Genomic DNA, 24416 nt, shown 5'->3' on the forward strand with positions numbered 1-24416 from the left:
CGCTCGGCCGCGCCGCGCCGCGCCGCGCCGCGTCACGTCGCGTCGCGTCGCGCGTCGCGGGTCAGCGCCGCGGAGAGACCGGACGGCGCGGGCGACGGACGACGAGGACGGCGCCGAGGGCGAGGAGCGACAGCCCTAGGAGGACGGGCAGGACGGTCTCGGCTCCGGAGGAGCCGGTGTCGGCCAGCGCTGCGGGCTCGTGGTGCTCGCCGTGGGGCTTGTCGTCCGGCACGGGCTTGTCCTCGTGCTGCAGGATCAGCTTGAGGAGCTGGATCCCCAGCTCGGGATCCGAGCCGGAGGCCCGCTGGATGTTCCACATCGTGGTGACGCCGATCCCGCGATCGGGTGCGAGCGTGGTGTCGGCGCTGAACCCCGCCGTGCCGCCGTTCTTGAACGCCCACGCCGCGTCGATGCCGTTCGTTCCGGCAGGGTAGAGCTGCCATGCGAGGCCCATCTGGAAGTCGGTGACGGGCGAGCAGTCGTCGGGCGCCTGGCAGTAGGTCGTGATGGTGCTCTGCGGCTGCAGCGTGTCCTTCATCGTCTGGACGCCCTGGGGCGCATCCGCGGGGAGGTAGCCGAGGTGCGCCTTCGTCCAGGTGGCCATGTCGACGACGTCGGAGACGAGGCCGCCCTCGCCCGCGAGGGCGTTGGTGTCGTCCCAGTAGATGGTCGAGGAGCCGTCGCTCGCGTAGGGGGTGGCGATCCGCGGTCCGGTCCCGAGGGTCGTCGAGGTCATGCCGAGGGCGTCGACGAAGGTCTTCCTGATGACGGCCTCATAGGCGGGTCGCTCCGATCCCGACGGGGGCTCGACGAGATCCGCCAGGATCGTCCCGAGGATGCCGAAGCCGAAGTTCGAGTAGAGCCAGTTCGTCCCCGGCTTCCAGAGCAGCTGCGTCTGGGCCAGCCCCTCCCACAGCAGCTCGCGGGTGTAGTGCGGCTGGGGGTTGCACTCGCCCGGGACCCCGTCGCAGGGCGTCCAGTAGTTGAGCGCGGAATCGGGCAGCGCGGCCTGGTGGGTGGCGAGATCCCGGAGGGTGATCTGCGTCACCTGGCCCGTGTCGGGGTCCGTCCAGACCGGGACCGTGGTGCCGGCCGGCGCGTACTGCTGCACGGGATCGTCGAGCGAGACCCTGCCCTCGGCGACGAGCGACGCCAGCAGGTCCGAGGTGAACACCTTGGTCTCCGACCCGATCTCGAACTGCGTCGTCGGGTCGACCGAGAGCCCTGATCCGAGGGTCGGTGTCCCTGTCACGAAGGTCGTGACCTCCGGCCCCGTGCCGTCCGCACCGGGCATGACGACCGCGACCGAGATGCCCGGTGCACCGACCTGCGCCTGGAACTCGGCGATCCGCGCCTCGATGGCCTCGTGCAGCTGGGGCGTCATCGAGGTGGCGGCCTTCGCGGACTCGGCCGCCGCCGGCCCCGCCGTCGCCAGCAGCACTCCGGCTGCGGTGAGGAGAGCGGTGACCCCCGCCCTCCGTCGGCGCGTGATCAGCTGTGCGCTCATGCTCGTCTCCCCCTGCGCCGGCGTCGGCGCTCCGGCGTCAGAGTACGGGCGCGGCTCGAGCGGTGTCGACTGGGATTTCGTCCCAGTCCTCCCTCCTGTCCGGGACGTCGAATCGGTCGGGTCGACGTGCTAGGAGTGGACCTCGATACCCTAGGGGGGTACAGTACAGGCATGGATCAGCCGCGGAGAGAGCATCAGGGCCTGCAGACACCCGACCAGCGCGACCACGATGCGCACGATCACAGCGGACATGCCGAGCACGATCACCACCAGCATGCCGAGCATGACCACAGCGGGCACGCCGGGCACGACCACAGCGGACACGCCGGGCACGACCACAGCGGGCACGCGGGGCACGGCGGGCACGACCACCACGGGCACGGCGGGCACGCGGGGCACGTGGCGATGTTCCGGCGGCTGTTCTGGGTGATGCTCGCGTTCGCGGTGCCGACCGTGGCGTTCAGCGGCATGTTCGCCATGCTCCTCGGCTACCCGCTGCCCGACTCCGGCCCCGTCACGTGGATCTCGCCGGTGCTCGGCACCGTCATGTTCGTGATCGGCGGCCGGCCGTTCCTCACGGGCGCGGTCGACGAGATCCGGGCGAAGCAGCCCGGCATGATGCTGCTGATCGGTCTCGCCATCACGGTCGCGTTCGTCGCCTCCTGGCTCGCCACGCTCGGCGTCGTCGCGCACGACCTCGACTTCTGGTGGGAGCTCGCGCTGCTCATCGTGATCATGCTGCTCGGCCACTGGATCGAGATGCGCTCCCTCGCCCAGGCGGGCTCGGCACTCGACTCGCTCGCCGCGCTGCTGCCCGACGAGGCGGAGCGGGTCAGCGGATCCGACCCCGCGGCCACCGAGACCGTCACGCCCGCCGACCTGCGTGTGGGCGATGTCGTGATCGTGCGACCGGGCGGCCGCGTCCCGGCCGACGGCGAGGTCGTCGACGGCGCCGCCGACGTGGACGAGTCGATGATCACGGGGGAGTCCGCTCCCGTCGCCCGCACGGTCGGCGACCGCGTGGTCGCCGGGACGGTCTCGACCGACTCGGCCCTCCGCATCCGCGTCACCGCGACGGGCGACGACACCGCGCTCGCCGGCATCCAGCGCCTGGTGAGCGACGCGCAGGCGTCGAGCTCCCGCGCGCAGCGGCTCGCCGACCGCGCGGCCGGATGGCTGTTCTGGTACGCGCTCGGCGCGGGGATCCTCACCGCGATCGTCTGGAGCGCGATCGGCCGGCCCGACGACGCCCTGATCAACACGATCACCGTGCTCGTCATCGCCTGCCCCCACGCCCTGGGGCTCGCCATCCCGCTCGTGGTGTCCATCTCGACCGAGCGCGCGGCCCGCGCCGGCGTGCTCGTCACCGACCGCCTGGCCCTCGAGACCATGCGCACCGTCGACACCGTGCTCTTCGACAAGACCGGCACCCTGACCAAGGGCGAGCCCGCCCTGGTCGGCGTCGCCGCCGTCGCCGGGCGCGACGAGGATGCGGTGCTCGCGCTGGCCGCGTCCGCCGAGGCCGACAGCGAGCATCCGCTGGCCGTGGCGATCGTCGCCGCCGCGAGCGCCAAGGGCCTCGACGTCCCTCGCGCGTCCGGCTTCCGCTCCACGGTCGGCACCGGTGTCGGCGCCACGGTCGACGGCCGCGCGATCAGCGTCGGAGGGCCGGGCCTGCTCGCGGAGCGGGGTGCGCATCCGCTGCCCGCTACCGAGGAGTGGGCGAGCCACGGGCGCACCGTGCTGCACGTGCTCGACGGCGACGAGGTGATCGGCGCGCTCGCGCTCGCCGACGAGGTGCGGCCCGAGTCGCGCACCGCGGTCGCCGCGCTCGCGAAGCGCGGGGTCGAGGTCGTGATGGTGACCGGGGATGCGCAGACGGTGGCGGATGCGGTGGCCGCCGATCTCGGCATCACCCGCGTCTTCGCCGGGGTGCGGCCCGAGGACAAGGCGTCCACCGTGCGCGCTCTGCAGGCGGAGGGGAAGAAGGTCGCGATGGTCGGCGACGGCGTCAACGACGCTCCCGCTCTCGCCCAGGCCGACGTCGGCCTCGCGATCGGGGCGGGGACCGACGTGGCGATCGCGTCGGCCGGCGTGGTGCTGGCGAGCTCCGACCCGCGGTCGGTCGTATCGGTGATCGACCTGTCGAGCGCCAGCTACCGGAAGATGCAGCAGAACCTCTGGTGGGCCGCCGGCTACAACCTGATCTCCGTCCCCCTCGCCGCCGGGGTGCTCGCCCCGATCGGGTTCGTGATGCCGATGGCCGTCGGCGCGCTGCTCATGAGCGCCTCGACGGTGATCGTGGCGCTGAACGCGCAGCTGCTGCGCCGCATCGACCTCAGCCCTGAGAGGATCTCCGCATGAGCGACCACGCGCACCACGGCTACATCGCCGACAAGGATGCCTACCTCAAGCGGCTCAAGCGCATCGAGGGTCAGGCCCGAGGCCTGCAGAACATGGTCGACGACGAGAAGTACTGCATCGACATCCTTACGCAGATCTCCGCGATGACGAGCGCTCTGGAGTCGGTCGCCCTGGGCCTGCTCAACGATCACCTCGCGCACTGCGTGATGGAGGCGGTCGAGGAGGGCGGCGACACCGCCCGAGAGAAGATCGCCGAGGCCTCCGCCGCCATCGCCCGCCTCGTCCGCAGCTGACGGCGGGCGGCGCGCGCCGGAATAGTTCCGGGCGGTCAAGGTGTTTGCATGGAATGACGCCCGATGGTGCGCGTCGCCTCCCAGACCGTCCAGCAGGAAGAAGAGAGCGACATGAGCCTCGACACCACCTTCAGCCGCGCCGCAGAGACGAGCGCCCCCATCCTCGACACCCTCGCCGAGCGCTGGAGCCCGCGCTCGTTCGTGTCGAACGAGACCATCGACGAGCAGAAGCTGACAGCGGCGCTCGAGGCGGCCCGCTGGTCGCCGTCGGCCGCCAACTCGCAGCCGTGGCGCTTCCTCGTCGCGCGCCGAGGCACCGCCGCCTTCGATCGGATCGCCGCCACCCTGATGGGCTTCAACAGCGTCTGGGCCGGCTCGGCCGGCGCCCTGGTGGTGGGCATCTACGAGACGGAGGACGCCGAGGGCAAGCCGCGCCCGTGGGCGCAGTACGACCTCGGGCAGGCGATGGCGCACTTCAGCGTGCAGGCCCACGCCGACGGCCTCCACGTGCACACCATGGGCGGCTTCGACGCCACCGCACTGGCCGAGGCGTTCGACCTGCCCGCCACCCTGCGCCCGCTGACCGTCACCGCCGTGGGCACCCTCGCGCCGGCGGAGGAGCTCGGCGACGAGACCCTCATCGCGCGCGAGGGCGCTCCGCGCACCCGCCTCCCCCTCGACGAGGTCGTCCTCGTCTCCGAGTGACCCCGAGAGGGCGTTCCTCATCACGCAGAACGGGCAAGCCCCCTCGTATGTCGGGGGGCTTGCCCGTTTCACGTGACGAGCGACGCGGACACCCGTGTCGGGAGGGCCGCGACGGCTACTCGATGAGGTCGGCGACCACCATCGGCGACACCGTCAGGCCGTCGCCGTCCGGCGCGACGTCGACGAGCACGGACTCCCCGTCGCGCACCTCGCCCGCGAGGAGCGCGGTTGCGAGCCGGTCGTCGATCTCGTGCTGCATGAGCCGCCGCAGCGGACGCGCGCCGTAGATCGGGTCGTATCCCCGCTCGGCCAGCCAGGTGCGGGCATCCGGCGTGACCGCGAGCTGCAGTCGACGCTGCGAGAGCCGCCGCACGAGCCGGTCGATGTAGAGCGACACGATCTGCGCCAGGTCCTCCCGCGACAGCGCGTCGAAGATGACGATGTCGTCGAGGCGGTTGACGAACTCGGGCTTGAAGGCCTGCCGCACCATCGTCTGCACCCCCTCCTCGCGCTGCTGGCGCGTGAGGGTGGGATCGACGAGGAACTGCGATCCGAGGTTCGAGGTGAGGATGAGGATCGTGTTGCGGAAGTCGACCGTGCGGCCCTGCCCATCGGTGAGCCGGCCGTCGTCGAGCACCTGGAGCAGCACGTCGAACACCTCGGGGTGGGCCTTCTCGACCTCGTCGAGGAGGATCACCGAGTAGGGACGCCGGCGCACGGCCTCCGTCAGCTGACCGCCCTGCTCGTACCCGATGTACCCGGGAGGGGCGCCGAGCAGTCGCGAGACGGAGTGCTTCTCGCCGTACTCCGACATGTCGATGCGGATGAGGGCCTTCTCATCGTCGAACAGGAACTCCGCGAGCGCCTTGGCCAGCTCGGTCTTCCCGACGCCGGTGGGGCCGAGGAAGAGGAACGACCCCGTGGGACGCCCCTCATCGGCGATGCCCGCCCGGGAGCGGCGGATCGCATCCGCCACCGACCGCACCGCGGCCTTCTGCCCGATGAGGCGCTTGCCGAGCTCGGCCTCCAGGTGCAGCAGCTTCTCGGTCTCGCCCTGGGTGAGGCGGTCGACCGGGATGCCCGTCCACGCCGCGATGACCGCGGCGATGTCGTCGCTCGTCACCTGATCGTTGACCATGCGCTCGCCCTGGTCGACCTCGTCCTCGTTCGCCTCGGCCTCGCGCAGCTCGCGCTCCAGCACGGGGATCTCGCCGTAGAGGAGGCGCGACGCCTGCTCGAGGTTGCCCTCGCGCTGGGCGCGCTCGGCGCGCATCCGGGCGCGGTCGAGCTTCTCCTTCAGCTCACCCACCCGGTTGAGCGCCGCGCGCTCGCGATCCCACCGCGCCTGCAGCTCGGCGAGCTCGTGCTCGCGGAGGCGGAGCGTCTCGCGGAGGGTCGCCAGACGCTCCTTCGAGGCGTCGTCCTTCTCCTTCTTGAGGGCCAGCTCCTCGAGCTTCAGCCGGTCGACGCTGCGACGGAGCTCGTCGATCTCGACGGGCGCGGAGTCGATCTCCATCCGCAGCCGCGAGGCGGCCTCGTCGATCAGGTCGATGGCCTTGTCGGGCAGCTGACGTCCCGGGATGTAGCGGTTCGAGAGGGCCGCCGCGGCGACCAGCGCCGAGTCGGCGATGGACACCTTGTGGTGCGCCTCGTAGCGCTCCTTCAAACCGCGCAGGATCGCGACCGTGTCCTCCACGCTGGGCTCGCCCACGAACACCTGCTGGAAGCGGCGCTCCATGGCCGCGTCCTTCTCGATGAACTCGCGGTACTCGTCGAGCGTGGTCGCGCCGATCAGCCGCAGCTCGCCTCGGGCCAGCATCGGCTTCAGCATGTTGGATGCGGCCACCGACCCCTCGCCGCCGCCCGCGCCCATCAGGGTGTGGAGCTCGTCGATGAAGGTGATGATCTGCCCGTCGGACTCGTTGATCTCGGCGAGGACGGCCTTCAGCCGCTCCTCGAACTCGCCGCGGTACTTCGCGCCGGCGACGAGCGCCGACAGGTCGAGCGAGACGATCTGCTTGCCCTTCAGCGACTCGGCGACGTCGCCCGCGACGATGCGCTGGGCCAGCCCCTCGACGACGGCGGTCTTGCCGACGCCGGGCTCGCCGATGAGCACGGGGTTGTTCTTCGTGCGCCGCGTGAGCACCTGGCTCACACGGCGGATCTCAGCGTCGCGCCCGATGACCGGGTCGAGCTTGCCGCTCGCCGCGATCTCCGTCAGGTTGACGCCGTACTGCTCGAGGGCGCTCTTCTGCTCGTCGCCCTGAGCGCTTCCCGGCATTGCCATGTCTGTTCTGTCCTCCTCCGCCGTAGCGGACTACACCCCTCGATCTCGACGATCCGGTCGGCCGAGGGAAACTTGAGCTTTGTTGACTCAAGTTTAGCCGAGAGGAGCCTGGGGCGCCAGTACGAATCGTTATATTCCTGACCGGCGTCTCTTCAGTTCGGCATGATAGGCAGGTAGGGTGCATCTCCTTCCTCCTCGATGGCGCCTGCCGCTGGGAGTGATCGGATCGATCGGCATCGCCGCCGGCTCGCTCGGCGTGGGCTGGCTCGGCCCTGCATCCGTTCTTCACTCCTGGCCGCTGGTCGACACCATCCGCAACGCGCGGGTGGCGGAGGTGCTGTGCGCGCTCGCCGTCGTGCTGGGCGCCCTGCTGCTCCTGGCGGCCTGGATCTCCCTCGGGCTGTCCCTGCTGCGCCGCCGCGGTGAGCCCGCGCCTGAGGCGACGGGCGCCACGAAGCGCGTGGTCACGGCCGCGATCGCCTGGACGGTCCCGCTGATCGTGGCGCTGCCGCTGTTCTCCCGCGACATGTACGCCTACGTCGGGCAGGGGCGCCTCATGGTGGCGGGGAGCAACCCCTACCTCACCGGCGTCGCCGACATCCCCGGCTGGTACGGCATCGGCGTCGACCCGCTCTGGGCCGACACCTCCACGCCCTACGGACCGCTGTTCCTCTGGTTCGAGAAGATGGTCGTCACGGCCACCTCCGCCTTCCCGACCGAGATCGCGGTGCTGCTGTTCCGCCTCCTCGCCGTCGCGGGCCTGGCCATGATGGCGTACTACGCCTGGCGCATCGCGCGACTGCGCGGCTACAACGAGGCCGCCGTGCTGTGGTTCATCGCCGCGAGCCCGCTGGTCCTCATGAACTTCGTCGCCGCCGGGCACAACGACTCGCTGATGCTCGGGTTCATCATCGCCGGCGTCTACTACGCGATGCGCCACCGCCCGATCCTCGGCACCGTCCTCGTCGCGGCGGCCATCGGCGTCAAGCCGATCGCCCTCATCGCGCTGCCCATCATCGGGCTGATCTGGGCCGGGCAGCACGCCTCGTGGGGTGTGGTCATCCGCCGCTGGATCGCCGTCGCGGCGATCGGAGTCGGCAGCGTCCTCGTGCTGGGCTGGGTCCTCGGCGTCGGCGCCGGCTGGATCATCGGTCTCGCCACCCCCACCGCCGTCTCCAACTGGTACGCCCCGGCGAACATCATCGGGCTGACGCTCGGCGGCTTCGCCCCCCTGGTGCACATCGACGGCGGCATCACGCAGGCCGTCGTGAAGCTGCTGTTCATGGCCGCGGGCGCCGCCTTCGCGACCTGGCTGCTCGTCAAGCGCAGGAACCTCGACCCGCTGCTCCTGCTGTTCGGATGCTTCGCCGCGATCGTGCTGACCTCGGCCACCATCCACCCCTGGTACGGCATCTGGCTGATGACGCTGCTCGTGCTCACCGGCATCCGCCGGGCCTGGGCGGTGCGCACGATCGTCTACCCGACCGTGTTCTTCATGCTGATCGGTCTCGCCGAGCCGTTCAACCTGATCATGCGGCTCGAGAACGACCCGCTGCTCACGGTCCTCCCCCGCGCGGTCGCCTTCCTCGGCGTGGTCGGCATCATGATCTACGCCGAGCTGGTCACCCGCCGCCAGTACGCCTTCGACCGGCCCACGCGCATCCCGGCCCCCGCCCGCACCCAGTACATCTGACGCGGTCCGCGCATCCCACCCGCGTGCGCTCAGCGGCGGACGGACTCCGTGAGGGTGAACTTCGGGGTGCGGGCGATCTGCTCGGTGGGGCCGACGACGCGCTCGAGCTCGCGGCGGTAGCCGAGGCCGGAGTTCCACACGGCGACGAGACGGCCGCCCGGGGCCAGGATGCGCGCGGATGCCGCGAAGAGCTTGCTCGCGATCGCGGTGTGCACCGTGCCGCCCACATGGAACGGCGGGTTCAGCAGCACGAGGGCGGCCGACCCGTCCGGCAGCGCGTCGCCCGCATCAGCCCGCAGCACCTCGACCCGATCGGCCGCACCGTTTGCCTCGGCGGTGAGCCGAGCCGAGGCGACCGCCGCCGCCGACTGGTCGGTGGCGATCACGCGAGCGCGGGGCAGCGCGCGGGCGGCCGCGACCGCGAGGAGGCCCGTCCCGCAGCCCAGATCGACCACGGTGGCGTCAGGGCGTGTCGCGGCGGCGATCTCGGGCATCCGCTCGAGCAGCACCCGTGTGCCGATGTCGAGCCGGGCGCCGGAGAAGACGCCGCCGACCGCGCAGTTCCAGAGCCCGAGCTCCTCGATCCGCGCCCGCTGGTGGCCCGCCGCCGTCACCCCCTGGTGAGGACCGGATGCGCGCAGCACGCGCGCCTTCTGTCGCGCCAGGGATGCCTCGACGGTGTCGAACGCCCGTCCGAGGACGTCGTTCATCGAGCGGCTCATGTGCTTGAGCCGTCCGCCCGCGACGACACGCACCGCCGGATCGGCGTGACGCGCGATCAGGCGCGCGATGTCGTCGAGCGCTTCGAGGCTCCGGGGCAGCTTGATCAGCACCACGTCGGCCCCCTCGACCACCTCCGGCGCGAGGACGGGGAACGACCGGAACCGTGCGGTCTCGACTCCGACCCGCTCCGCGTTCGCGGCGAGCGCCCGCTCGCCGGAGAGCGCGTCCTGGTGCACGCGGACGATCGCGGCCGCGGGACCCAGCGCATCGGCCGCACCCAGCGTCAGCGCTCCGTAGTCGTCGCCGATCACGCTGACGCGTCGGCCCGCGCTCAGGAGCCCGGCGTCCGCCGCCTCGTCGAGGATGAGCCGGTCCGCAGCGTCGACCGCGACGAGCTCGGGCGCCTCCACGTCGGGCCACCGCCGCAGAAGGTCCCACTCGAGCGACGTCATCCCCACACGCTACGGGATGGGACGCCCAGGCGAGCGGGCCCGGCGCTGATGAGCAGAGAGTGCTCATCCCACCTCCGGCCGATCCCCGGATAGCGTCTCGGCATGCCGAGCAGATCTCTTCGCCGCCTCCTCGTCCTGCCGATGATCGCCTCCGCCGTCGTGATGTCGACCGCCCTCGCGCCAGCGGCGTCTGCGACGACTCACGGTTTCGTCGGCGAGCCCGAAGCGCTCGGCACGTTCTCCCACGTCGACGACGTCGCCGTGGACGCGGTCACGGGGAGACTCTGGTTTCAGGCCGACGGCGCTCTGACCGTCGTCGACGGCACAGACCTGCGCATCCTCACCCGCGTAGCGTCGGGATGGGATCTGCTTGCGATGGATCCGCTCAGTCGATTCGCCGTGGCGAGGGATGGCGACGATCTCGTCAGGATCAGCCTCGACCGGATGACCGAGACTGCTCGGGCGACCCTCCCCATCGGCGAGGTCGACATCGATCCCCTGCATCATCGCCTCGTGGGGATCCAACACGACACGACCGACGACTGCATCGTGGTCGTGGACGAGGCGACTCTGGCCATCACGGCTCGGCAGTGTTTCACCGAGGTGGCGCACGTGGAGTTCGACGTCCACGCCGATGCAGTCATCGCGACGGTGCTCACCGGCGGACGACGTGTTCTCGCGACCTTCGACTCGGCGACCGTGCTGAACAGAGTGGACCTGGTCTCGACGACACCTGACCTCCCTTTCGGAAGCGTCATCCAGACCTGGCACGTCGACCGCTCGACACGCACACTCGTGATGGAGATCACGGACCCGACGAGCGCGAGCTCGACGTACGTGGTCTACGACCTCCGCAGACGCGAGGCCGTGACCGCGTTCCCCCTCCGCGGAGCCATCGCCGCACCATTCCTGATCGGAGCAGACTCGACGATCATCCAGCTCACGGGCTCATCGGTATCGGTGATCGACACCCGTACAGGCGCGGAACGACAGGTCCTGCCACTCGCTCGGCGACCTCGAGGGGCTGTCATCGACGCTTCGTCCGGTGACCTGTACCTTCTCTACGCCTTCACACCCTCCGCGCTCCGCGTCGCCTGGAGCTGAGCATCTCGTCCTCATCTGCTGGGGAGCCTGCGCCCCCGCAGAGTCGAGGGTAGGGTCGGGCGGACACGGACGAGGAGGAGATCGATGGCCGACACCACCACCTGGATCATCGTCGCCGCCGTTGTCGTGGCCGTGATCGCGATCGTGTCGGGGTCGATCGTCGTGGGCCGCCGACGGCACAGGCTCGAGCAGAGCGTCACGGGGATCGACGACCACCCCGCGGCCCCGCCGACGACGGACCGCTCGCCCGCCGCCACCGAGGAGGCGATCGGCGACCGGAGCGAGGTCTTCCACCGCGCACGCCGTGGCTTCTGACCCCCTCGCGCCCGGAGTCGGCGTCCCCACCCAGGTCAGGCCGCGCGCGTCCCCGTGAGGCGGCCCCGCTCCGCGCGGGTCAACGGCGGGATCGACGCCAGCAGCGACTTCGTGTAGTCCTCCCGCGGATCGTCGAAGATCTGCTCCACCGGCCCGGTCTCGACCTCCTTGCCGTGGTACATCACGAGCACCCGGTGCGCGAGGTTCCGCACCACGGAGAGGTCGTGCGAGATGAAGAGGATGCTGAGGCCGAGCCTGTCCTGCAGGTCGACCAGCAGGTCGACCACCTGAGCCTGGATCGTCACGTCCAGCGCGGAGACCGGCTCGTCGCAGACGAGCACGTCGGGGTCGCGCATGAGCGACCGGGCGATCCCGATGCGCTGGCGCTGACCGCCCGAGAACTGGTGCGGGAAGCGGTTCATCATGTCGGGTTTGAGGCCCACGAGCTCCAGCAGCTCGGCGACGCGATCCCGGCGAGAGGATGCGGTGCCGACCCGCGCCACGGTCTGCGGCTCGGCGATGACGTCGCGGACTCGCATCCGCGGGTCGAGCGAGGTGTACGGATCCTGGAACACCATCTGGACCCCCGCCTGCGCCCCGGGCCGACGGCCTCGGGTGCGGCGCGTGACGTCGCGTCCGCGGTAGAGGACGGTGCCCTCGTCGACGCTCTCCAGCCCGACGATCATCCGGGCGAGCGTCGACTTGCCGCTGCCCGACTCCCCGACGATGCCGAGGGTCTCGCCCCGGCGGAGGACGAGGCCCACCGAGTCGACGGCGCGCACCTCCCGGCGGGCGAGAGCGCTCCCGGTTCGGAACGTCCGCGACAGCCCGCTGACCGAGAGCATGAGCTCCTCCCGCTCGGGCTCCGCCACGGCGAGCTCGCGCGGCGGCTCCGGTCGCGGCGCCGAGCCGAGCAGCGTCCGCGTGTACGGGTCCTGCGGGTCGTCAAAGACCCGATCCGCGTCACCCCGCTCGACGACGACGCCGTCGTGCATGACGACGAGTCGGTCGGCGACCTCCGTGACCACGCCGATGTCATGGGTGATGAGCAGGACACCCATGTCGAGCCGCCCGCGGAGGTCGTGCAGCAGCCGGAGGATCTGCGCCTGCACGGTGACGTCGAGCGCCGTGGTCGGCTCGTCGGCGATGAGCAGGTCGGGTTCCAGCGCGATGGCCATGGCGATGAGGATGCGCTGGCGCATCCCACCGGAGAACTGGTGGGGGTAGTCGTCGACGCGCGACCCCGGGTCGACGATGCCGACCATGTCGAGGAGCTCGACCGCCCGGGCTCGCGCCTGCTTGCGGTTCATGCCGCGGTGGACACGGAAGATCTCGCCGATCTGGTCGCCGACCTTCAGGACCGGGTTGAGCGACGACAGCGCATCCTGCAGCACCATGCTCATCCGATCGCCCCTCAGCCGGCGGCGCTCGTCGGCGGTGAGGTCGAGGAGCGACACCTCCCCCAGTCGCAGCTCGGCGGCGCTCACCTCGGCGGACTCGTCCTCCACCCCCATGATCGCTCGAGCGGTGACGGTCTTGCCCGATCCCGACTCACCGAGGAGCGCCACGAGCTCGCCCGGCCGCACGTCGAGGTCGACGCCGCGCACCGCGCTGGTGACCCCGGTCGAGCTCCGGAAGCCGATGTCGAGCCGACGGACGGTGAGGACCGGCGGGCGTGTCTCGTCGTGGTTCTGCACGGCACCATTCTGCACGGAATCCACCGCCGAAATGTTTCAGTCTCATAAACTCTGCGCCGAATCCTGCCATTTTGGTTGACCAAACAGCCGGAATAGTGGATCGTCTGCTGTCAACGGCGCCCGAGTCCGCCCTGTGGGGCGCGACCCGACCGCCGACGAACGACGAATGGAGATGCAACGTGCTCGAACCAGCTGAGCGCTACACCGGATACACGGCCTACGACTACCTCGAGCCGGGCGTCGACTACCGCGAGTTCGCCTACGCGAAGCAGATCGGCCGTGTGCCCGAGTACCAGGGGCTCGCGCTCAGCGACGACCAGGCGGAGCGCGCCGCACGACTGCTCCGCGAGGAGACGGTCATCTCGCTCCACGAGCACGTGCAGGTCTTCCCCGAGGACATGGGCCAGCTCCGCGACCACATCCGTCAGGGCCGCGAACCCACGGGCTACGAGGGCCTCTCGCGCTCGGGCCTCACCGCCGTGTTCGACAACGGGATGGACGGCACGTGCTGCATCTCGAGCGACGCCGGCTGGAAGTACCAGGACGTGCTCTTCGACCTCGGCGTGCGGATGGCCGACCTGGCCCACCAGGACTACGTCATCAAGGGCGAGACGCTGAAGGACATCCAGTACGCGAAGGAGACCGGACGCGTCGCCCACATCTTCGCGCTCGAGGCGGCGACGCCGATCGAGAACGAGGTCGACCGCCTCGACGTGCTCTACGGCTTCGGCGTCCGCCAGATGGGCATCGCCTACTCCGAGGCGAACTACCTCGGCAGCGGCCTCAAGGAGCGCGGCGACGGCGGACTCACCTACTTCGGCGAGCGCGCCGTGGCCCGCATGAACAAGCTCGGCATCGCGATCGACATCTCGCACTCGGGCGACCGCACCTGCGTCGACGTCATCAAGGCCTCCACCAAGCCCGTGTTCATCACGCACGCCGGCGCCCGCGGACTCTGGCCCACGAACCGCATGAAGACGGATGAGACGATCGTCGAGTGCGCGAAGCGGGGCGGGGTGATCGGCATCGAGGCCGCCCCCCACACCACCCTCTCGCCCGAGCACCCGAGGCACTCGCTCGAGTCGGTCATGGACCACTTCCGCTACTGCGTCGACCTGGTCGGCATCGAGCACGTGAGCTTCGGCCCCGACACCCTGTACGGCGACCACGTGGGCCTGCACCACGCCTTCGCCAGCCAGCTCTCGATCGGCCAGGCCCACGGGCACGTCGACTACGAGGAGGTCGAGTACGTGGACGGGGTCGAGAACCCCACCGAGGCCATGGCGAACATCATCGGCTGGCTGGTCAAGCACGACTACTCCGACGACGAGATCCGCCTCGTCGTGGGAGGGAACACCCTGCGGGTACTCGAGGAGGTCTGGGTCTGATGCGTCACAGAGGATTTGCGATCGGGGCGGTGGCGGCTGCGGCCGTGCTCGCCCTCAGCGCCTGCGCTCCGCAGGCGCCCGAGGAGGCCGCCACCGGCACTCCCACGGCCGGCGACGACACACTGACGATCGCCACCACCACCGATGTCGTCAACTACAACCCGCTCATCGGCAACAGCCGGAGCGACTACTGGATGACGAACCTCATGTACCCGCACCTGCTCTCCATCGGAGACGACGGGTCGAAGTCGGCCGAGCTCGCCACCGACTGGGGCTATGTGAACGACACGACCGGGTACTACGAGATCCGCGACGACATGACGTGGAGCGACGGCACGCCGATCACCGCGAAGGACGTGGCGTACACCATGAACGCGGTCAAGCGCGACAAGCCGTCCGGCACCTTCTACGGCCAGATGGCGAACTTCGAGTCGGCGACCGCGGTGTCCGACACCCGGGTCGAGATCACGCTCACCCAGCCCGACTCGTCGATCGTCGAGGAGATCGGGTTCTGGGGCAACGTCGTGCCCCAGCACGTGTTCGAGCCGGCCGGATCCGTCGCCGAGTTCCCGAACGACGGATCGAACGGCGGCTGGGTCAGCGCCGGTCCGTTCGTCATGGACAGCGTGCAGGTCGGCCAGTCGTACACGCTCGAGCGGACCGAGAGCTACCCGCTCGTCGAGGGCGGCACCCCACTGCCCGCGAAGATCGTGTACCGCGTCTTCCCCGACGTGAACACCGAGATCCTCGCTCTCCAGAGCGGCGAGGTCGACGTGATCGCGAACTCGCTCCCGCCGGCGCAGGTCAAGCAGCTGCAGGGCACCGAGGGCATCGAGGTCGCCGAGATCACCGGTCTCGGGTACTCGCACATGACCTACAACATGACGAACCCCGACCTGGCCAAGGTGGAGGTCCGTCAGGCCCTCGCCCACGCGGCCGACTACGAGGCGATCCGCAACGTCGTGCTGCAGGGTCAGGCGGTGTCGACGGGGTCGAGCCCGCTGATGCCCGTGCTGTCGAAGTACTACGACGACTCGATCACCGAGTACGAGTTCGACCCGGACATGTCGCGCGACCTGATGGAGAAGGCGGGCTACACCGCCGACGCGAACGGGATGTTCCCCGTCTCGTTCCGGCTGATCTACTCGCTGCAGGACCCGGTCACCAGCCAGTGGGCCCAGCTCGTGAAGGACAGCGCGGCCGAGGCCGGCATCACCATCGAGCTCCAGGGCACGGAACGCAACACCTACCTGGCGATGACCAACGAGGGCGACTTCGACATCTACGCGGGCAACTTCGCCATCATGGACGACCCGGTGACGAACTTCTCCCTGTCGTACCTGCCCGACGGAGCGATCAACTACACCTACGTCGACGACCCCGAGCTCAACGCGCTCATCGCGAAGGCCTCGCAGACGTTCGACGAGGACGAGAAGATCTCGATCATGCGGGACGCGGCGAAGATCGTGCACGACAACGTCTACGACAACATCATGTACACGCAGAACCTCTACGTCGCCTACAGCTCCGACTGGGCCGGATTCGTCTCCAAGCCGAGCGAGCTGCTCTCGATCGTGAACCCGATCTCGGTCGCGAGCGCGTACAAGGTCTCCGACTAGCCGGCGCTGGGCGTCGGCCCCCACCGACGCCCCCGTCGACACCCACCCACCAAGGAAGGGCCGCCCCGAGTGTCCATCGCCCTGTTCGTCCTCCGGCGCTTCGGCAGAGGACTCATCACGATCTGGTTCGCCGTGACCGTGACGTTCCTGCTGCTGCGACTGCTGCCGGGAGATCCCGCGCTCGCCGTCGCGAGCACGAACATGACGGAGGACACCCGGGCGGCCCTGCTCTCCCAGTACGGCCTGGACCAGCCGCTCATCGTGCAGTACGTGCTGTACCTCGGGCAGCTGGTCCAGGGCCACCTGGGCACCTCGTTCACCCAGTCCATCCCGGTCACCGACGTGCTCCTCCAGCGGCTGCCCTGGACGCTGCTGCTCACCATCACCGCGCTCGTGCTCACCGTCCTGATCGGCATCCCGCTCGGCGTGCTCGCCGCCTCCCACAAGAACCGCTTCCTGGATCGCCTCGTGCAGGTGCTCGGCGTGACCGGTCAGTCCCTGTTCGTGCCGAGCGTCGGCATCGTGCTCCTCCTCGTCTTCGGGCTCGCGCTCAGCTGGTTCCCCATCGGCGGCGCCTACTCGACCGGCGTCTACGGGATGGAGTGGTACGGCTCGGTCGCTCAGCACCTGGTGCTGCCCGTCGTGTCGCTCACCCTCATCCAGCTCGGGTCGTACGTGCTCACGATGCGCGGCACCCTCATCGACGCGCTCGGCGAGGACTACATCACGCTCGCCAAGGTCAACGGCCTGCCCTACCGGCGCATCCTGTGGAAGCACGCCCTCCGCAACGCGCTCCTGCCCGCGACCACCCTCATCGGCCTGCAGCTCGGCTTCGTGGTCGGCGGTGCGGTGCTCACCGAGACCGTGTTCGCCTACCCGGGCATCGGGCGCGGGATCTACGAGGCCGTCACCCAGCTCGACTTCCCGGTGCTCCAGGGTGCGTTCCTCCTCCTCGCCGTGACCGTGGTCATCGTGAACATGCTCACCGACATCGCCTACGGATTCCTCGACCCGAGAGTGAAGACCTCATGACCGCTCCCCTGCCCGAATCGGAGCTCGTCGGCCCGACGGTCGAGCCGGCGGGAACGGACGGCCGGCGCGCCAGCTCGGCGACGTGGCGCGCGTTCCGGCGGATGCCGCTGGGCATGGTGTCGCTCGGCATCCTGCTGGTCCTCATCCTGATCAGCATCCTCGCCCCGCTGCTCGCGCCGTACCCGGCCAGCTACGGCACCGACGTCCTCAGCCCGCCGAACCCCACGAACTGGTTCGGCACGGATGCGCTGGGGCGCGACGTCTTCGCCGAGGTCATCTGGGGCACCCAGCAGTCGGTGCTCGTGGCGGTGGCCGCCTCGGTCATCGCGATCCTGTTCGGCACGCTCGTCGCGGTCGTCGGCGCCTACGTGCCGAAGCTCGACACGGTCATCAGCGTCATCGTCGACCTGACGCTCTCGCTGCCCGTGCTGCCGCTGATGATCCTCGTGGCCGCCCTCGCCGGCCCGTCGACGTCGACGCTGATCCTCGTGGTGGCCGCGTTCTCGTGGCCCGAGGTGACGAGGCTCGTGCGGTCGCAGGCGCTGACGGTCGTGAAGCTGCCCTACATCGACGCGGCCCGGCTGATGACCCGGAACCACCTCTGGATCCTCGGCCGTCACGTCGTGCCCGCCGTCACCCCGGTCATCGTCGTCTCGGTGGTCGTCACCGCATCCCGAGCCGTGCTGTCGGCCGCGGGACTGTCGTTCCTCGGACTCGGCGACCCGACCACCTGGTCGTGGGGACGCATCCTCTACGAGGCGCAGCAGTCGGGCGCCATGGTCAGCGCGTGGTGGCTGACCCTCTTCCCGTCCCTCGCGATCCTCGCGCTCGTGCTCTCCGCGACGCTGCTGTCGATCGCCTACAACGATGCGAGGAACCCCCGGAACCATGAGCGCTGACACCGCCACGACCTCGGTCACGACCGCCGGCTTCACCCAGCGCCTCGCACCGGAGGTGTACGACCGCATCCAGCAGCGCATCCTGCCGCTGCTGGAGCGTGAGGGGCTCGAGGCGATCCTCACGGACGACCCGGAGGACGTCTCGTACCTGAGCGGCTTCTTCCACCACCCGGGCGAGCGGCCCGTGGCGGTGCTGCTCGATGCCGCCGGCCGGGCCGTGCTGCTCGTGCCCGAGCTCGAGCGCCAGCACGCCGAGGAGCAGCGCTCGCGGGCCGAGATCGTGACCTTCGCCGAGTATCCCGGCCTCGAGAACCCGTTCGCGCCTCTCGCCCGCGCGGCCGGGGCCCTTCGCGGTCGCGTCGGGGTGACCACCCAGGTGACCCAGCACCGGCTCGCGATGCTGCAGGCGGCGTTCGACGCCGTCGACTGGGTCCCGACCGAGCTCGTCACCCGCGCCCGGTACGTGAAGCTCCCCGAGGAGGTCGAGCAGCACCGGGAGGCCGCGCGCATCACGGATGTGATGCTGCAGGCGGGTGTGGACCTCATCCGCGAGGCCATCGACGAGGGCCGGCCGCTGCCCACCGAGGCGGATCTCGCCGGGCACGTCGGTCGCACCGGCATCGGCATCATGTACGGCGAGCACCGCGACGTCGTCGTCATCTCGTTCCTGGCCGGTGGGCTCGTGTACGCCGGGGCCAACTCCGCCATCCCGCACGGCCTGCCCTCCGGGTACCGCCTGCGCGACGGCGACACGTTCATGCTGTCGCTCGGCGCCGCCGTGGGCGGGCGCTTCGTCGAGGGCGAGCGCACCTTCGTGCTCGGCTCCCCCACCCCGGAGCAGCGCCGGTACCACGACACCGTCCGCGACGCGCAGGCGGAGGGGTCCCGCGCGATCGCGCCCGGCGTGCGCTGCGCCGAGAGCAACGCGCGCTGCCTCGCCGTCATCCGCGACGCCGGACTCGGGCAGTACCTGCGGCACCGCCAAGGGCACGGGATCGGGCTCGGGATGCACGAGCCGCCCTGGCTCGAGGACGGCGACCCGACCCCGCTCGAGGCGGGGATGATCGTGTCGAATGAGCCGGGGATCTACATCCCCGGCCACGCGGGGTACCGGATCAGCGACAGCATGCTCGTCACCGCATCCGGGTCGGAGCCGCTGACCCGCTTCCCGCGATCGCTCGACGACTGCGTGATCCCGCTCTGACCTGATCCCGCTCTGACCTGATCCACCGCTCGACAGCTCCACCGCGCGACAGTTCCACCGCTCCACCGCTCCACTGGAAAGGACCACCATGGCCGACGTCTTCCCCGAGTTCGCCCGGGCGACCAGCACCGCGCAGCGGGTGCGCATCAACGACAACGAGCTCGCCGTCGAGGTGCTCGGCCCCGAGGGCGCGCCCGTCATCATCGCCCACCACGGCGCGCCCGGACTGGGCTCGCGCGCGGAGCCGCGGGCGAGCTTCGGTCGCCTCGCCGACGAGTACCGGGTCGTGGTCTTCGACGCCCGCGGAAGCGGTGAGAGCGAGGGGTCCGGCGAGCTCAGCCACGAGCAGTGGGCCGCCGACATCGACGGCCTCCGCGAGTGGATCGGCGCGGAGCGGATAGCCATGGTGGGCGGGTCGTACGGCGGGTTCATGACGCTCGAGTACGCGACGCGCTACCCCGACCGCGTCGCCGCGATCGTGCTGCGCGACACGGCCGCCGACCACACCCACGGCGCGCTCGCGCGCGAGAACGCGCTCGCCAGCGACCGGGTCACGATCGACATGGAGAAGTTCGACCGCATCGACGAGGGTCGGGTGCGCGACAACGAGGACCTGAAGGACTGCTGGCGCGAGATCCTGCCCCTCTACGACTTCCACTACGACCCCGAGGCGACGGAGCGGAAGGTGGAGGCGACGCCCTATCGCTACGAAGCCCACAACCACGCGTTCTCCGTCAACCTGAAGACCTACGACGTGAAGCCCCTGCTCCCCTCGATCGGAGTCCCTACACTGATCACCGTCGGACGGACCGACTGGATCACGCCGGTGTCGTGCAGCGAGACCATCGCGGAGCTGATCCCCGGGTCACGGCTGGTGGTGTTCGAGCGCTCGGGCCACTCGCCCCAGATCGAGGAGGCGGAGGAATGGACGCGCACGGTGAGATCGTTCCTGCACGAGGTCTACCCGCCGGTGAGCCTTCCGGCCCAGTGAAGCACCCGGCACTCGACAAGCTCACCGACCTCGACAAGCGGATCGTCGTCGCGCTCCAGCGCGACGGACGGGCGAGCTGGCGGACCATCGCCGAGGTCGTGGGCGCGCCCGTCACGACGGTGGCGCGGCGCGGACAGCAGCTCATCACCGACGGCGTCATCCGCATCGCCGCCGTGCCCGCGCTCGGGGCGGAGGGGCCGTACGACTCGTTCTGGGTGCGCATCAACGCCACCCCGGGGAAGCACCTCGCCGTCGCGGCCGCGCTCGCCGAGAACCCGGACGTGCGCTTCTGCACCCTGGTGACGGGCAGCTTCGACGTCGTGGCCGAGCTGGTCGTGCGCGGCGGCGCCACCCGGTATCCGGAGCTGATCACCGACCTGCAGTCGATCGAGGGCGTCGCGCGCTGGCGCAGCGACCTCATCATGCACGTCTACAAGGTCAGCCTGGATTGGGGACGTCAGCTCTACGGCGAGATGTTCGGCAACGGCGAGGAGGTCCACGACCTCACCTCGGCGTCGCTCGAGGACTGCGCCCCGGAGCACTTCGACTCCGCCGACCGGGCCATCCTCGACGCCCTCCGCGTCGACGGGCGCGAGACCTTCAGCGCGATCGCGGAGCAGATCGGACTCAACGAGTCGAGCGTCCGCCGTCGGTTCGAGCGGATGCGCGCCGCGCGCTGCGTCGACGTGCTCGCCCTGGTGCCCTCCGCCGCGCTGGGGATGGGCGCCGAGACGCTGCTCACCGTCACGGTCGCGCCCGACCGGCTCGAGCAGGTCGCCCAGGAGCTCGCCCGCTACCCCTTCGTGCGCTACCTCGCCGCCCTCCTCGACGAGAACGCCCTGCTCTGCGAGGTGATCACCCCGACCGTCGCCGACCTCTACTCCTTCACCCGCGAGTCCCTCGCCCACCTCGACGGTGTCCGCGGCTGGTCGGCGAACATGGAGCTGCTCTACCTCAAGCGCGGCTTCGTCGAGACCCCCTGGTGGCCCGCCGAGCTCCCCGCCCCCGCCCCCTGAGCTCTCGCCGCGCCGCGTGGGCGCGGGTCTTCGCGCCCTCTTTGACCTTCCGCGTGCCCATTGGGCACGCGAAACGTCAGATCCCCGCGAAAACGGGCCCGACGCCGTCAGCGCACCCAGCGCCAGCCGAGCGCGCCCGCACCGACGGACAGGACCAGACCGGCGAGGCATACGCCGAGCCCGGGCGGCCCCATCCTGGTGAGCGTCTGCTCGAAGCCTACGAGCCCACCCGAGAACACCACCACGAGGCTCATCACGATCGCCGGCACAGCGAACACCGCCGCCGCGCGGGCGACGGCGACACCCGTCTCCGCTCTCGGATAGTCCGAACCGGCCTCACGGAGACGGCGGATGCTCACGACGATCCCCAGCACCGCGAGCCCGACGGTCAGAGCATCCGTGACCAGCATCGCGGGAGAGAACAGCGCAGCCAGCGCCCGAGAGACGTTCCGGGCGATCATCGCGTCGTACTCGATAGCAGTCTTGTCGGGGTCGTCAGTCCAGAACACCGTCAGCGCGAGGAAGAGCACCTGCGCGATCAGCCAAGGCACGTACACGCACAAGGGTGCGATGAGAGGGAACGTGGAGGCGCCGACGATCGTCCGAAGTCTCCTCTGCCGCCCAGCCGGGTCGGTCGTCAGAACCACGGGAACGGGGCCTTCACGTCCGACCAGCGACGACGTCGCGCGACGCCGACTCCTGTCAGCGGAAGGAGGACGACGACGTCGACGATGCCGGACGTGATCAGAACCGGCACGACTCGCGAATGATCGGGGTCCTCCAGGAGGATGGCGTAGAGGACGCCCCCGAACACGAGCATCGAGCCGAATACCCAGCCCGTGATCGCGATCCAGCGGCGAGCCAGCCGGGCCGCATCCGACGCGCCGGGCGAACCCCACGACGCTGCCAGCGACGCGATGCCCGCCACGCCGAGGCCGTAGAGCATCGTGGCAGCGAGCGCGAAGCAGAGGCCCGCGCCGCTGAGGGCGATCGGAAGCTCGAGGCAGATCGCCAGGAGCACCGTCGTCGCCCACGTCAGCAGGGCGAGCGCGAGCCCGCCCAGCCACCCGGCCGCCGTCCTCCGCGCCGACCGCGGCGGGCCGTCCGGCAGGGGCGGTCCGAAGTCGCGTACGTCATCCACGTCCGGTCACCCCGCGACGTCACATCGTGGTGAGGCGCCGCGCCAGGCGGAGCCAGATGACGGCGCCGACGACGACGGAGAGGACGAGCGCAGCGGCGACCGTCACGAGGACGTTCGCCGTGAGCTTCGCGGATCCGAGACCGAACCACTGCGCGACGGTCGACAGCGCGATGCGTGCGGCAGCCAGGAGCGCGGCGCCGATCCCGATGCCGGCCCAGGTGACGGCGCCACGGCGGTCGACGTCGGCGAGGCCGAGGATCACCACACTCGAGATGAAGCCCGCGAGAACGGCGATCAGACCGACGGCGGCGATGACCACGCCCACCAGGGGATCGGCCTCGATCTGCGGGATCTCCACGGTGACGGTCACGCCGGGCGGCGGCTGGAACCCGGTTGGATCGAACGACGACACATACGCCGCCGCGACGAGGCTCAGCCCGTCGCCGAGCGCGACACCCCCGGCGCCCATGAGCCCGAACCCGACCGCTCCGGCGATCAGGGCGCCCCTCGTCCGCTTCGCGCGCACCGCCTCTCGGGCGTCCTCCGAGATTGGCGCGTGGTCGATCGAATCCGTGTCCGCCATCGAACATGATGACTCCTCTACTTCCGTACGTCAACTCAGTCGGAAGGACCCCGTCGGGTGCAGACCGCCGCATCCCGCACCCACGTCGCCTCAGCGGCCAGGTCGGATCGCAGCGCGGCGGATGGCAGCGGCGTAGGAGTCGAGTACGTCCAGGATTCCGGGGTGCTGCCAGATCCGGTTCCGAGCCCTGCCGGTCCGCTCGACCAGGACACCCCGCTCCGTGAGCGCCGTGAGGGCTCGGAGGGCGGTCATCTCGCTGAGCCCGAGGGTGGCCTGGAGGTAGCGGGCGTTGACGACCGGCTGACCGATGAGGGTCGGGAGCACCCGCCACGCCGCGGCCTGCGAACGGAGTCCCTCCAGCTGCGATCGTGAGAGCTCGAGCTCGCGCCGGAGATCGTCGACGAGCACCCGGCCTGTCGCAGCGGCGTACCGCGCGGCGGCTGCGAACCGATGGATGATGGGCCCGGCGTCGCCTGCTCGGTACGCCTGCAGGTCGCCGAAGTACCCCTCGGCATCCGTCAGCAGTCCGGCCGAGAGGGGGACGGTCGCGTGAGCGGCCAGCCCCTTCGACCTCAGCATGGCCTGAGCCAGGGCTCGACCGGTTCGGCCGTTGCCATCGACGAACGGGTGGATCGTCTCGAACTGGGCATGCGCGACGGCGATCTGCACGAGCGCCGGGAGGTCATCCCGGGCGGCGAAGTCGAGCATGTCCTCGATGGCCGGCCCGATCAGCGGATGCTGCGGTGCGATGAACTCGGCACCTCTCGGGCCCGCGGTATCGCGGTTCCCGATCCAGACCAGCTCATCCCGGAATACCCCTGCATGCTCCTCGTAGCCCGGCTGAGCGAGAAGAAGCTCTCGCTGCATGGCGAGGATGCTCGCCGCGTCGAGCACATCGGAGAGACGCAGCGCGGCCTCCATGGCGCGCACGTTGCCGACGACGGCGCGGGCGTTCGTCCTTTCGCTCTGGTCGAGCTCCGCCAGCGCGAGCTGCCTGGCGGAGACCGTCAGCTGTTCGATCTGCGAGCTCGAAGCGCTCTCCGTCCTCAGCAGGATCGAGGCCATGGGGCCGAGAGTCGGATCCTCGGCCCCGAGCGCGGAGACCGTGTGCGCATCGAACGACATGAGAGCCGCCGACGCGTCCACCACGTCGGCCGTCAGGTCTGCGGGCAGAGCGGGCACCCAGGCCGCGATTCGCTGCGGGACGGCGGACCGGTAATCCCCCGTCTGCCGGGTGACCTCCGCCCGAGAGAACAGAGCAGGATGCTGTGGCCGCCAGTGGTGCGTCTCGTACTCGAGCGCGGGCACGGGCACGTCCTGCACCTCGCTCACCTCGAGATCTGTTGCCACGTCGTGATTTTACTAACAGTTACGCCCGTAAGTGTTAGTAAGCGTCCGTCCAG

The 24416-nt window shown here is 70.2% G+C and carries 22 protein-coding genes; 13 read left to right on the forward strand and 9 right to left on the reverse strand.

The window, feature by feature from the left end; translation table 11 throughout:
* Positions 1-61 precede the first annotated feature (61 nt).
* Both IEX69_RS11285 and IEX69_RS21220 read right to left on the reverse strand, forming a co-directional pair.
* Positions 62-1507 carry a serine hydrolase domain-containing protein gene (locus tag IEX69_RS11285; protein WP_085021074.1) on the reverse strand — a complete coding sequence of 482 codons (1446 nt, stop codon included), beginning with the start codon at positions 1505-1507 and terminating at the stop codon, positions 62-64.
* 150 nt (positions 1508-1657) lie between these two features.
* The gene (locus IEX69_RS21220; protein ID WP_373284459.1) at positions 1658-1906 is read right to left on the reverse strand and encodes a hypothetical protein; all 249 of its coding nucleotides are present in this window, start codon (positions 1904-1906) and stop codon (positions 1658-1660) included.
* Between the two features lie 6 nt (positions 1907-1912).
* On the opposite strand from IEX69_RS21220, the gene IEX69_RS11290 reads away from it, so the two are divergent.
* The 3 genes from IEX69_RS11290 (at position 1913) to IEX69_RS11300 (ending at position 4869) form a co-directional block, all read left to right on the forward strand.
* Entirely contained in the window at positions 1913-3871 is a 1959-nt protein-coding gene (locus IEX69_RS11290) for a heavy metal translocating P-type ATPase (protein ID WP_373284489.1), read from the forward strand.
* Complete coding sequence (locus IEX69_RS11295) at positions 3868-4164, forward strand: metal-sensitive transcriptional regulator (RefSeq protein WP_085021076.1); 297 nt, start codon at positions 3868-3870, stop codon at positions 4162-4164. Before IEX69_RS11290 ends, IEX69_RS11295 begins: the two co-directional genes overlap by 4 nt.
* 111 nt (positions 4165-4275) lie before the next feature.
* On the forward strand, positions 4276-4869 hold the full coding sequence (locus IEX69_RS11300; RefSeq protein WP_085021622.1) for a nitroreductase family protein: 594 nt from the start codon (positions 4276-4278) through the stop codon (positions 4867-4869).
* Positions 4870-4984: 115 nt separating this feature from the next.
* Here IEX69_RS11300 and IEX69_RS11305 read toward each other — a convergent pair whose 3' ends face one another.
* The gene (locus IEX69_RS11305) at positions 4985-7156 is read right to left on the reverse strand and encodes an ATP-dependent Clp protease ATP-binding subunit (RefSeq protein ID WP_085021077.1); all 2172 of its coding nucleotides are present in this window, start codon (positions 7154-7156) and stop codon (positions 4985-4987) included.
* Positions 7157-7334: 178 nt separating this feature from the next.
* Between IEX69_RS11305 and mptB the strand changes: the two genes are divergently transcribed.
* On the forward strand, positions 7335-8849 hold the full coding sequence (gene mptB / locus IEX69_RS11310) for a polyprenol phosphomannose-dependent alpha 1,6 mannosyltransferase MptB (protein ID WP_157127342.1): 1515 nt from the start codon (positions 7335-7337) through the stop codon (positions 8847-8849).
* Between the two features lie 29 nt (positions 8850-8878).
* On the opposite strand, the gene IEX69_RS11315 is transcribed toward mptB, so the two are convergent.
* Entirely contained in the window at positions 8879-10024 is a 1146-nt protein-coding gene (locus IEX69_RS11315; protein WP_085021079.1) for a methyltransferase, read from the reverse strand.
* A gap of 102 nt (positions 10025-10126) precedes the next feature.
* Between IEX69_RS11315 and IEX69_RS11320 the strand changes: the two genes are divergently transcribed.
* Both IEX69_RS11320 and IEX69_RS11325 read left to right on the forward strand, forming a co-directional pair.
* Positions 10127-11128: a hypothetical protein gene (locus tag IEX69_RS11320; protein WP_085021080.1), complete on the forward strand. Its 1002-nt coding sequence runs from the start codon at positions 10127-10129 to the stop codon at positions 11126-11128.
* A gap of 84 nt (positions 11129-11212) precedes the next feature.
* The gene (locus IEX69_RS11325) at positions 11213-11443 is read left to right on the forward strand and encodes a hypothetical protein (RefSeq protein WP_085021081.1); all 231 of its coding nucleotides are present in this window, start codon (positions 11213-11215) and stop codon (positions 11441-11443) included.
* A 35-nt stretch (positions 11444-11478) separates the two neighbouring features.
* Here the strand turns inward: IEX69_RS11325 and IEX69_RS11330 are convergent, their stop codons facing one another.
* Complete coding sequence (locus tag IEX69_RS11330) at positions 11479-13140, reverse strand: dipeptide ABC transporter ATP-binding protein (protein ID WP_085021623.1); 1662 nt, start codon at positions 13138-13140, stop codon at positions 11479-11481.
* A 179-nt stretch (positions 13141-13319) separates the two neighbouring features.
* Here IEX69_RS11330 and IEX69_RS11335 point away from each other — a divergent pair, with 179 nt between their 5' ends.
* The 7 genes from IEX69_RS11335 (at position 13320) to IEX69_RS11365 (ending at position 21289) form a co-directional block, all read left to right on the forward strand.
* Positions 13320-14528, forward strand: a complete 1209-nt coding sequence (locus tag IEX69_RS11335; RefSeq protein WP_085021082.1) for a dipeptidase — start codon at positions 13320-13322, stop codon at positions 14526-14528.
* Positions 14528-16147: an ABC transporter substrate-binding protein gene (locus IEX69_RS11340; RefSeq protein WP_085021083.1), complete on the forward strand. Its 1620-nt coding sequence runs from the start codon at positions 14528-14530 to the stop codon at positions 16145-16147. The genes IEX69_RS11335 and IEX69_RS11340 overlap by 1 nt, the downstream gene beginning before the upstream one ends.
* 69 nt (positions 16148-16216) lie before the next feature.
* On the forward strand, positions 16217-17179 hold the full coding sequence (locus IEX69_RS11345; protein ID WP_085021084.1) for an ABC transporter permease: 963 nt from the start codon (positions 16217-16219) through the stop codon (positions 17177-17179).
* Entirely contained in the window at positions 17176-18078 is a 903-nt protein-coding gene (locus IEX69_RS11350) for an ABC transporter permease (protein ID WP_085021085.1), read from the forward strand. The genes IEX69_RS11345 and IEX69_RS11350 overlap by 4 nt, the downstream gene beginning before the upstream one ends.
* A complete protein-coding gene (locus IEX69_RS11355; RefSeq protein ID WP_085021086.1) occupies positions 18068-19282 on the forward strand; it encodes a M24 family metallopeptidase in 1215 nt (404 codons plus the stop codon). Before IEX69_RS11350 ends, IEX69_RS11355 begins: the two co-directional genes overlap by 11 nt.
* A gap of 88 nt (positions 19283-19370) precedes the next feature.
* Positions 19371-20273, forward strand: a complete 903-nt coding sequence (locus IEX69_RS11360; RefSeq protein ID WP_085021087.1) for an alpha/beta fold hydrolase — start codon at positions 19371-19373, stop codon at positions 20271-20273.
* Positions 20270-21289, forward strand: coding sequence for an Lrp/AsnC family transcriptional regulator (locus tag IEX69_RS11365; RefSeq protein WP_229756314.1), 1020 nt, complete (start codon positions 20270-20272; stop codon positions 21287-21289). The genes IEX69_RS11360 and IEX69_RS11365 overlap by 4 nt, the downstream gene beginning before the upstream one ends.
* A 107-nt stretch (positions 21290-21396) precedes the next feature.
* On the opposite strand, the gene IEX69_RS11370 is transcribed toward IEX69_RS11365, so the two are convergent.
* The 4 genes from IEX69_RS11370 to IEX69_RS11385 all read right to left on the reverse strand — a co-directional run bounded on the left by IEX69_RS11370 (position 21397) and on the right by IEX69_RS11385 (position 24363).
* Entirely contained in the window at positions 21397-21846 is a 450-nt protein-coding gene (locus tag IEX69_RS11370; protein WP_157127344.1) for a hypothetical protein, read from the reverse strand.
* A gap of 80 nt (positions 21847-21926) precedes the next feature.
* Positions 21927-22430: a hypothetical protein gene (locus IEX69_RS11375; RefSeq protein ID WP_085021090.1), complete on the reverse strand. Its 504-nt coding sequence runs from the start codon at positions 22428-22430 to the stop codon at positions 21927-21929.
* Between the two features lie 19 nt (positions 22431-22449).
* Positions 22450-23013 (reverse strand): hypothetical protein, encoded by a 564-nt coding sequence (locus IEX69_RS11380; RefSeq protein ID WP_085021091.1) that lies wholly within the window; start codon positions 23011-23013, stop codon positions 22450-22452.
* Positions 23014-23103: 90 nt separating this feature from the next.
* Entirely contained in the window at positions 23104-24363 is a 1260-nt protein-coding gene (locus IEX69_RS11385) for a Fic family protein (protein ID WP_229756315.1), read from the reverse strand.
* Positions 24364-24416 lie beyond the last annotated feature (53 nt).

Source organism: Cnuibacter physcomitrellae, from assembly GCF_014640535.1.
GTDB lineage: Bacteria > Actinomycetota > Actinomycetes > Actinomycetales > Microbacteriaceae > Cnuibacter > Cnuibacter physcomitrellae.

What these genes read in the sequence shown, in the direction of transcription:
- IEX69_RS11340 (WP_085021083.1), top strand. Translation starts at nt 14,528, where the DNA reads ATGCGTCACAGAGGATTTGCGATCGGGGCGGTGGCGGCTGCGGCCGTG.
- IEX69_RS11360 (WP_085021087.1), top strand. Translation starts at nt 19,371, where the DNA reads ATGGCCGACGTCTTCCCCGAGTTCGCCCGGGCGACCAGCACCGCGCAG.
- IEX69_RS11355 (WP_085021086.1), top strand. Translation starts at nt 18,068, where the DNA reads ATGAGCGCTGACACCGCCACGACCTCGGTCACGACCGCCGGCTTCACC.
- IEX69_RS11320 (WP_085021080.1), top strand. Translation starts at nt 10,127, where the DNA reads ATGCCGAGCAGATCTCTTCGCCGCCTCCTCGTCCTGCCGATGATCGCC.
- IEX69_RS11285 (WP_085021074.1), bottom strand. Translation starts at nt 1,507, where the DNA reads ATGAGCGCACAGCTGATCACGCGCCGACGGAGGGCGGGGGTCACCGCT.
- IEX69_RS11295 (WP_085021076.1), top strand. Translation starts at nt 3,868, where the DNA reads ATGAGCGACCACGCGCACCACGGCTACATCGCCGACAAGGATGCCTAC.
- IEX69_RS11300 (WP_085021622.1), top strand. Translation starts at nt 4,276, where the DNA reads ATGAGCCTCGACACCACCTTCAGCCGCGCCGCAGAGACGAGCGCCCCC.
- IEX69_RS11380 (WP_085021091.1), bottom strand. Translation starts at nt 23,013, where the DNA reads ATGGCGGACACGGATTCGATCGACCACGCGCCAATCTCGGAGGACGCC.
- IEX69_RS11315 (WP_085021079.1), bottom strand. Translation starts at nt 10,024, where the DNA reads ATGACGTCGCTCGAGTGGGACCTTCTGCGGCGGTGGCCCGACGTGGAG.
- IEX69_RS11290 (WP_373284489.1), top strand. Translation starts at nt 1,913, where the DNA reads ATGTTCCGGCGGCTGTTCTGGGTGATGCTCGCGTTCGCGGTGCCGACC.
- IEX69_RS11350 (WP_085021085.1), top strand. Translation starts at nt 17,176, where the DNA reads ATGACCGCTCCCCTGCCCGAATCGGAGCTCGTCGGCCCGACGGTCGAG.
- IEX69_RS11305 (WP_085021077.1), bottom strand. Translation starts at nt 7,156, where the DNA reads ATGGCAATGCCGGGAAGCGCTCAGGGCGACGAGCAGAAGAGCGCCCTC.
- IEX69_RS11325 (WP_085021081.1), top strand. Translation starts at nt 11,213, where the DNA reads ATGGCCGACACCACCACCTGGATCATCGTCGCCGCCGTTGTCGTGGCC.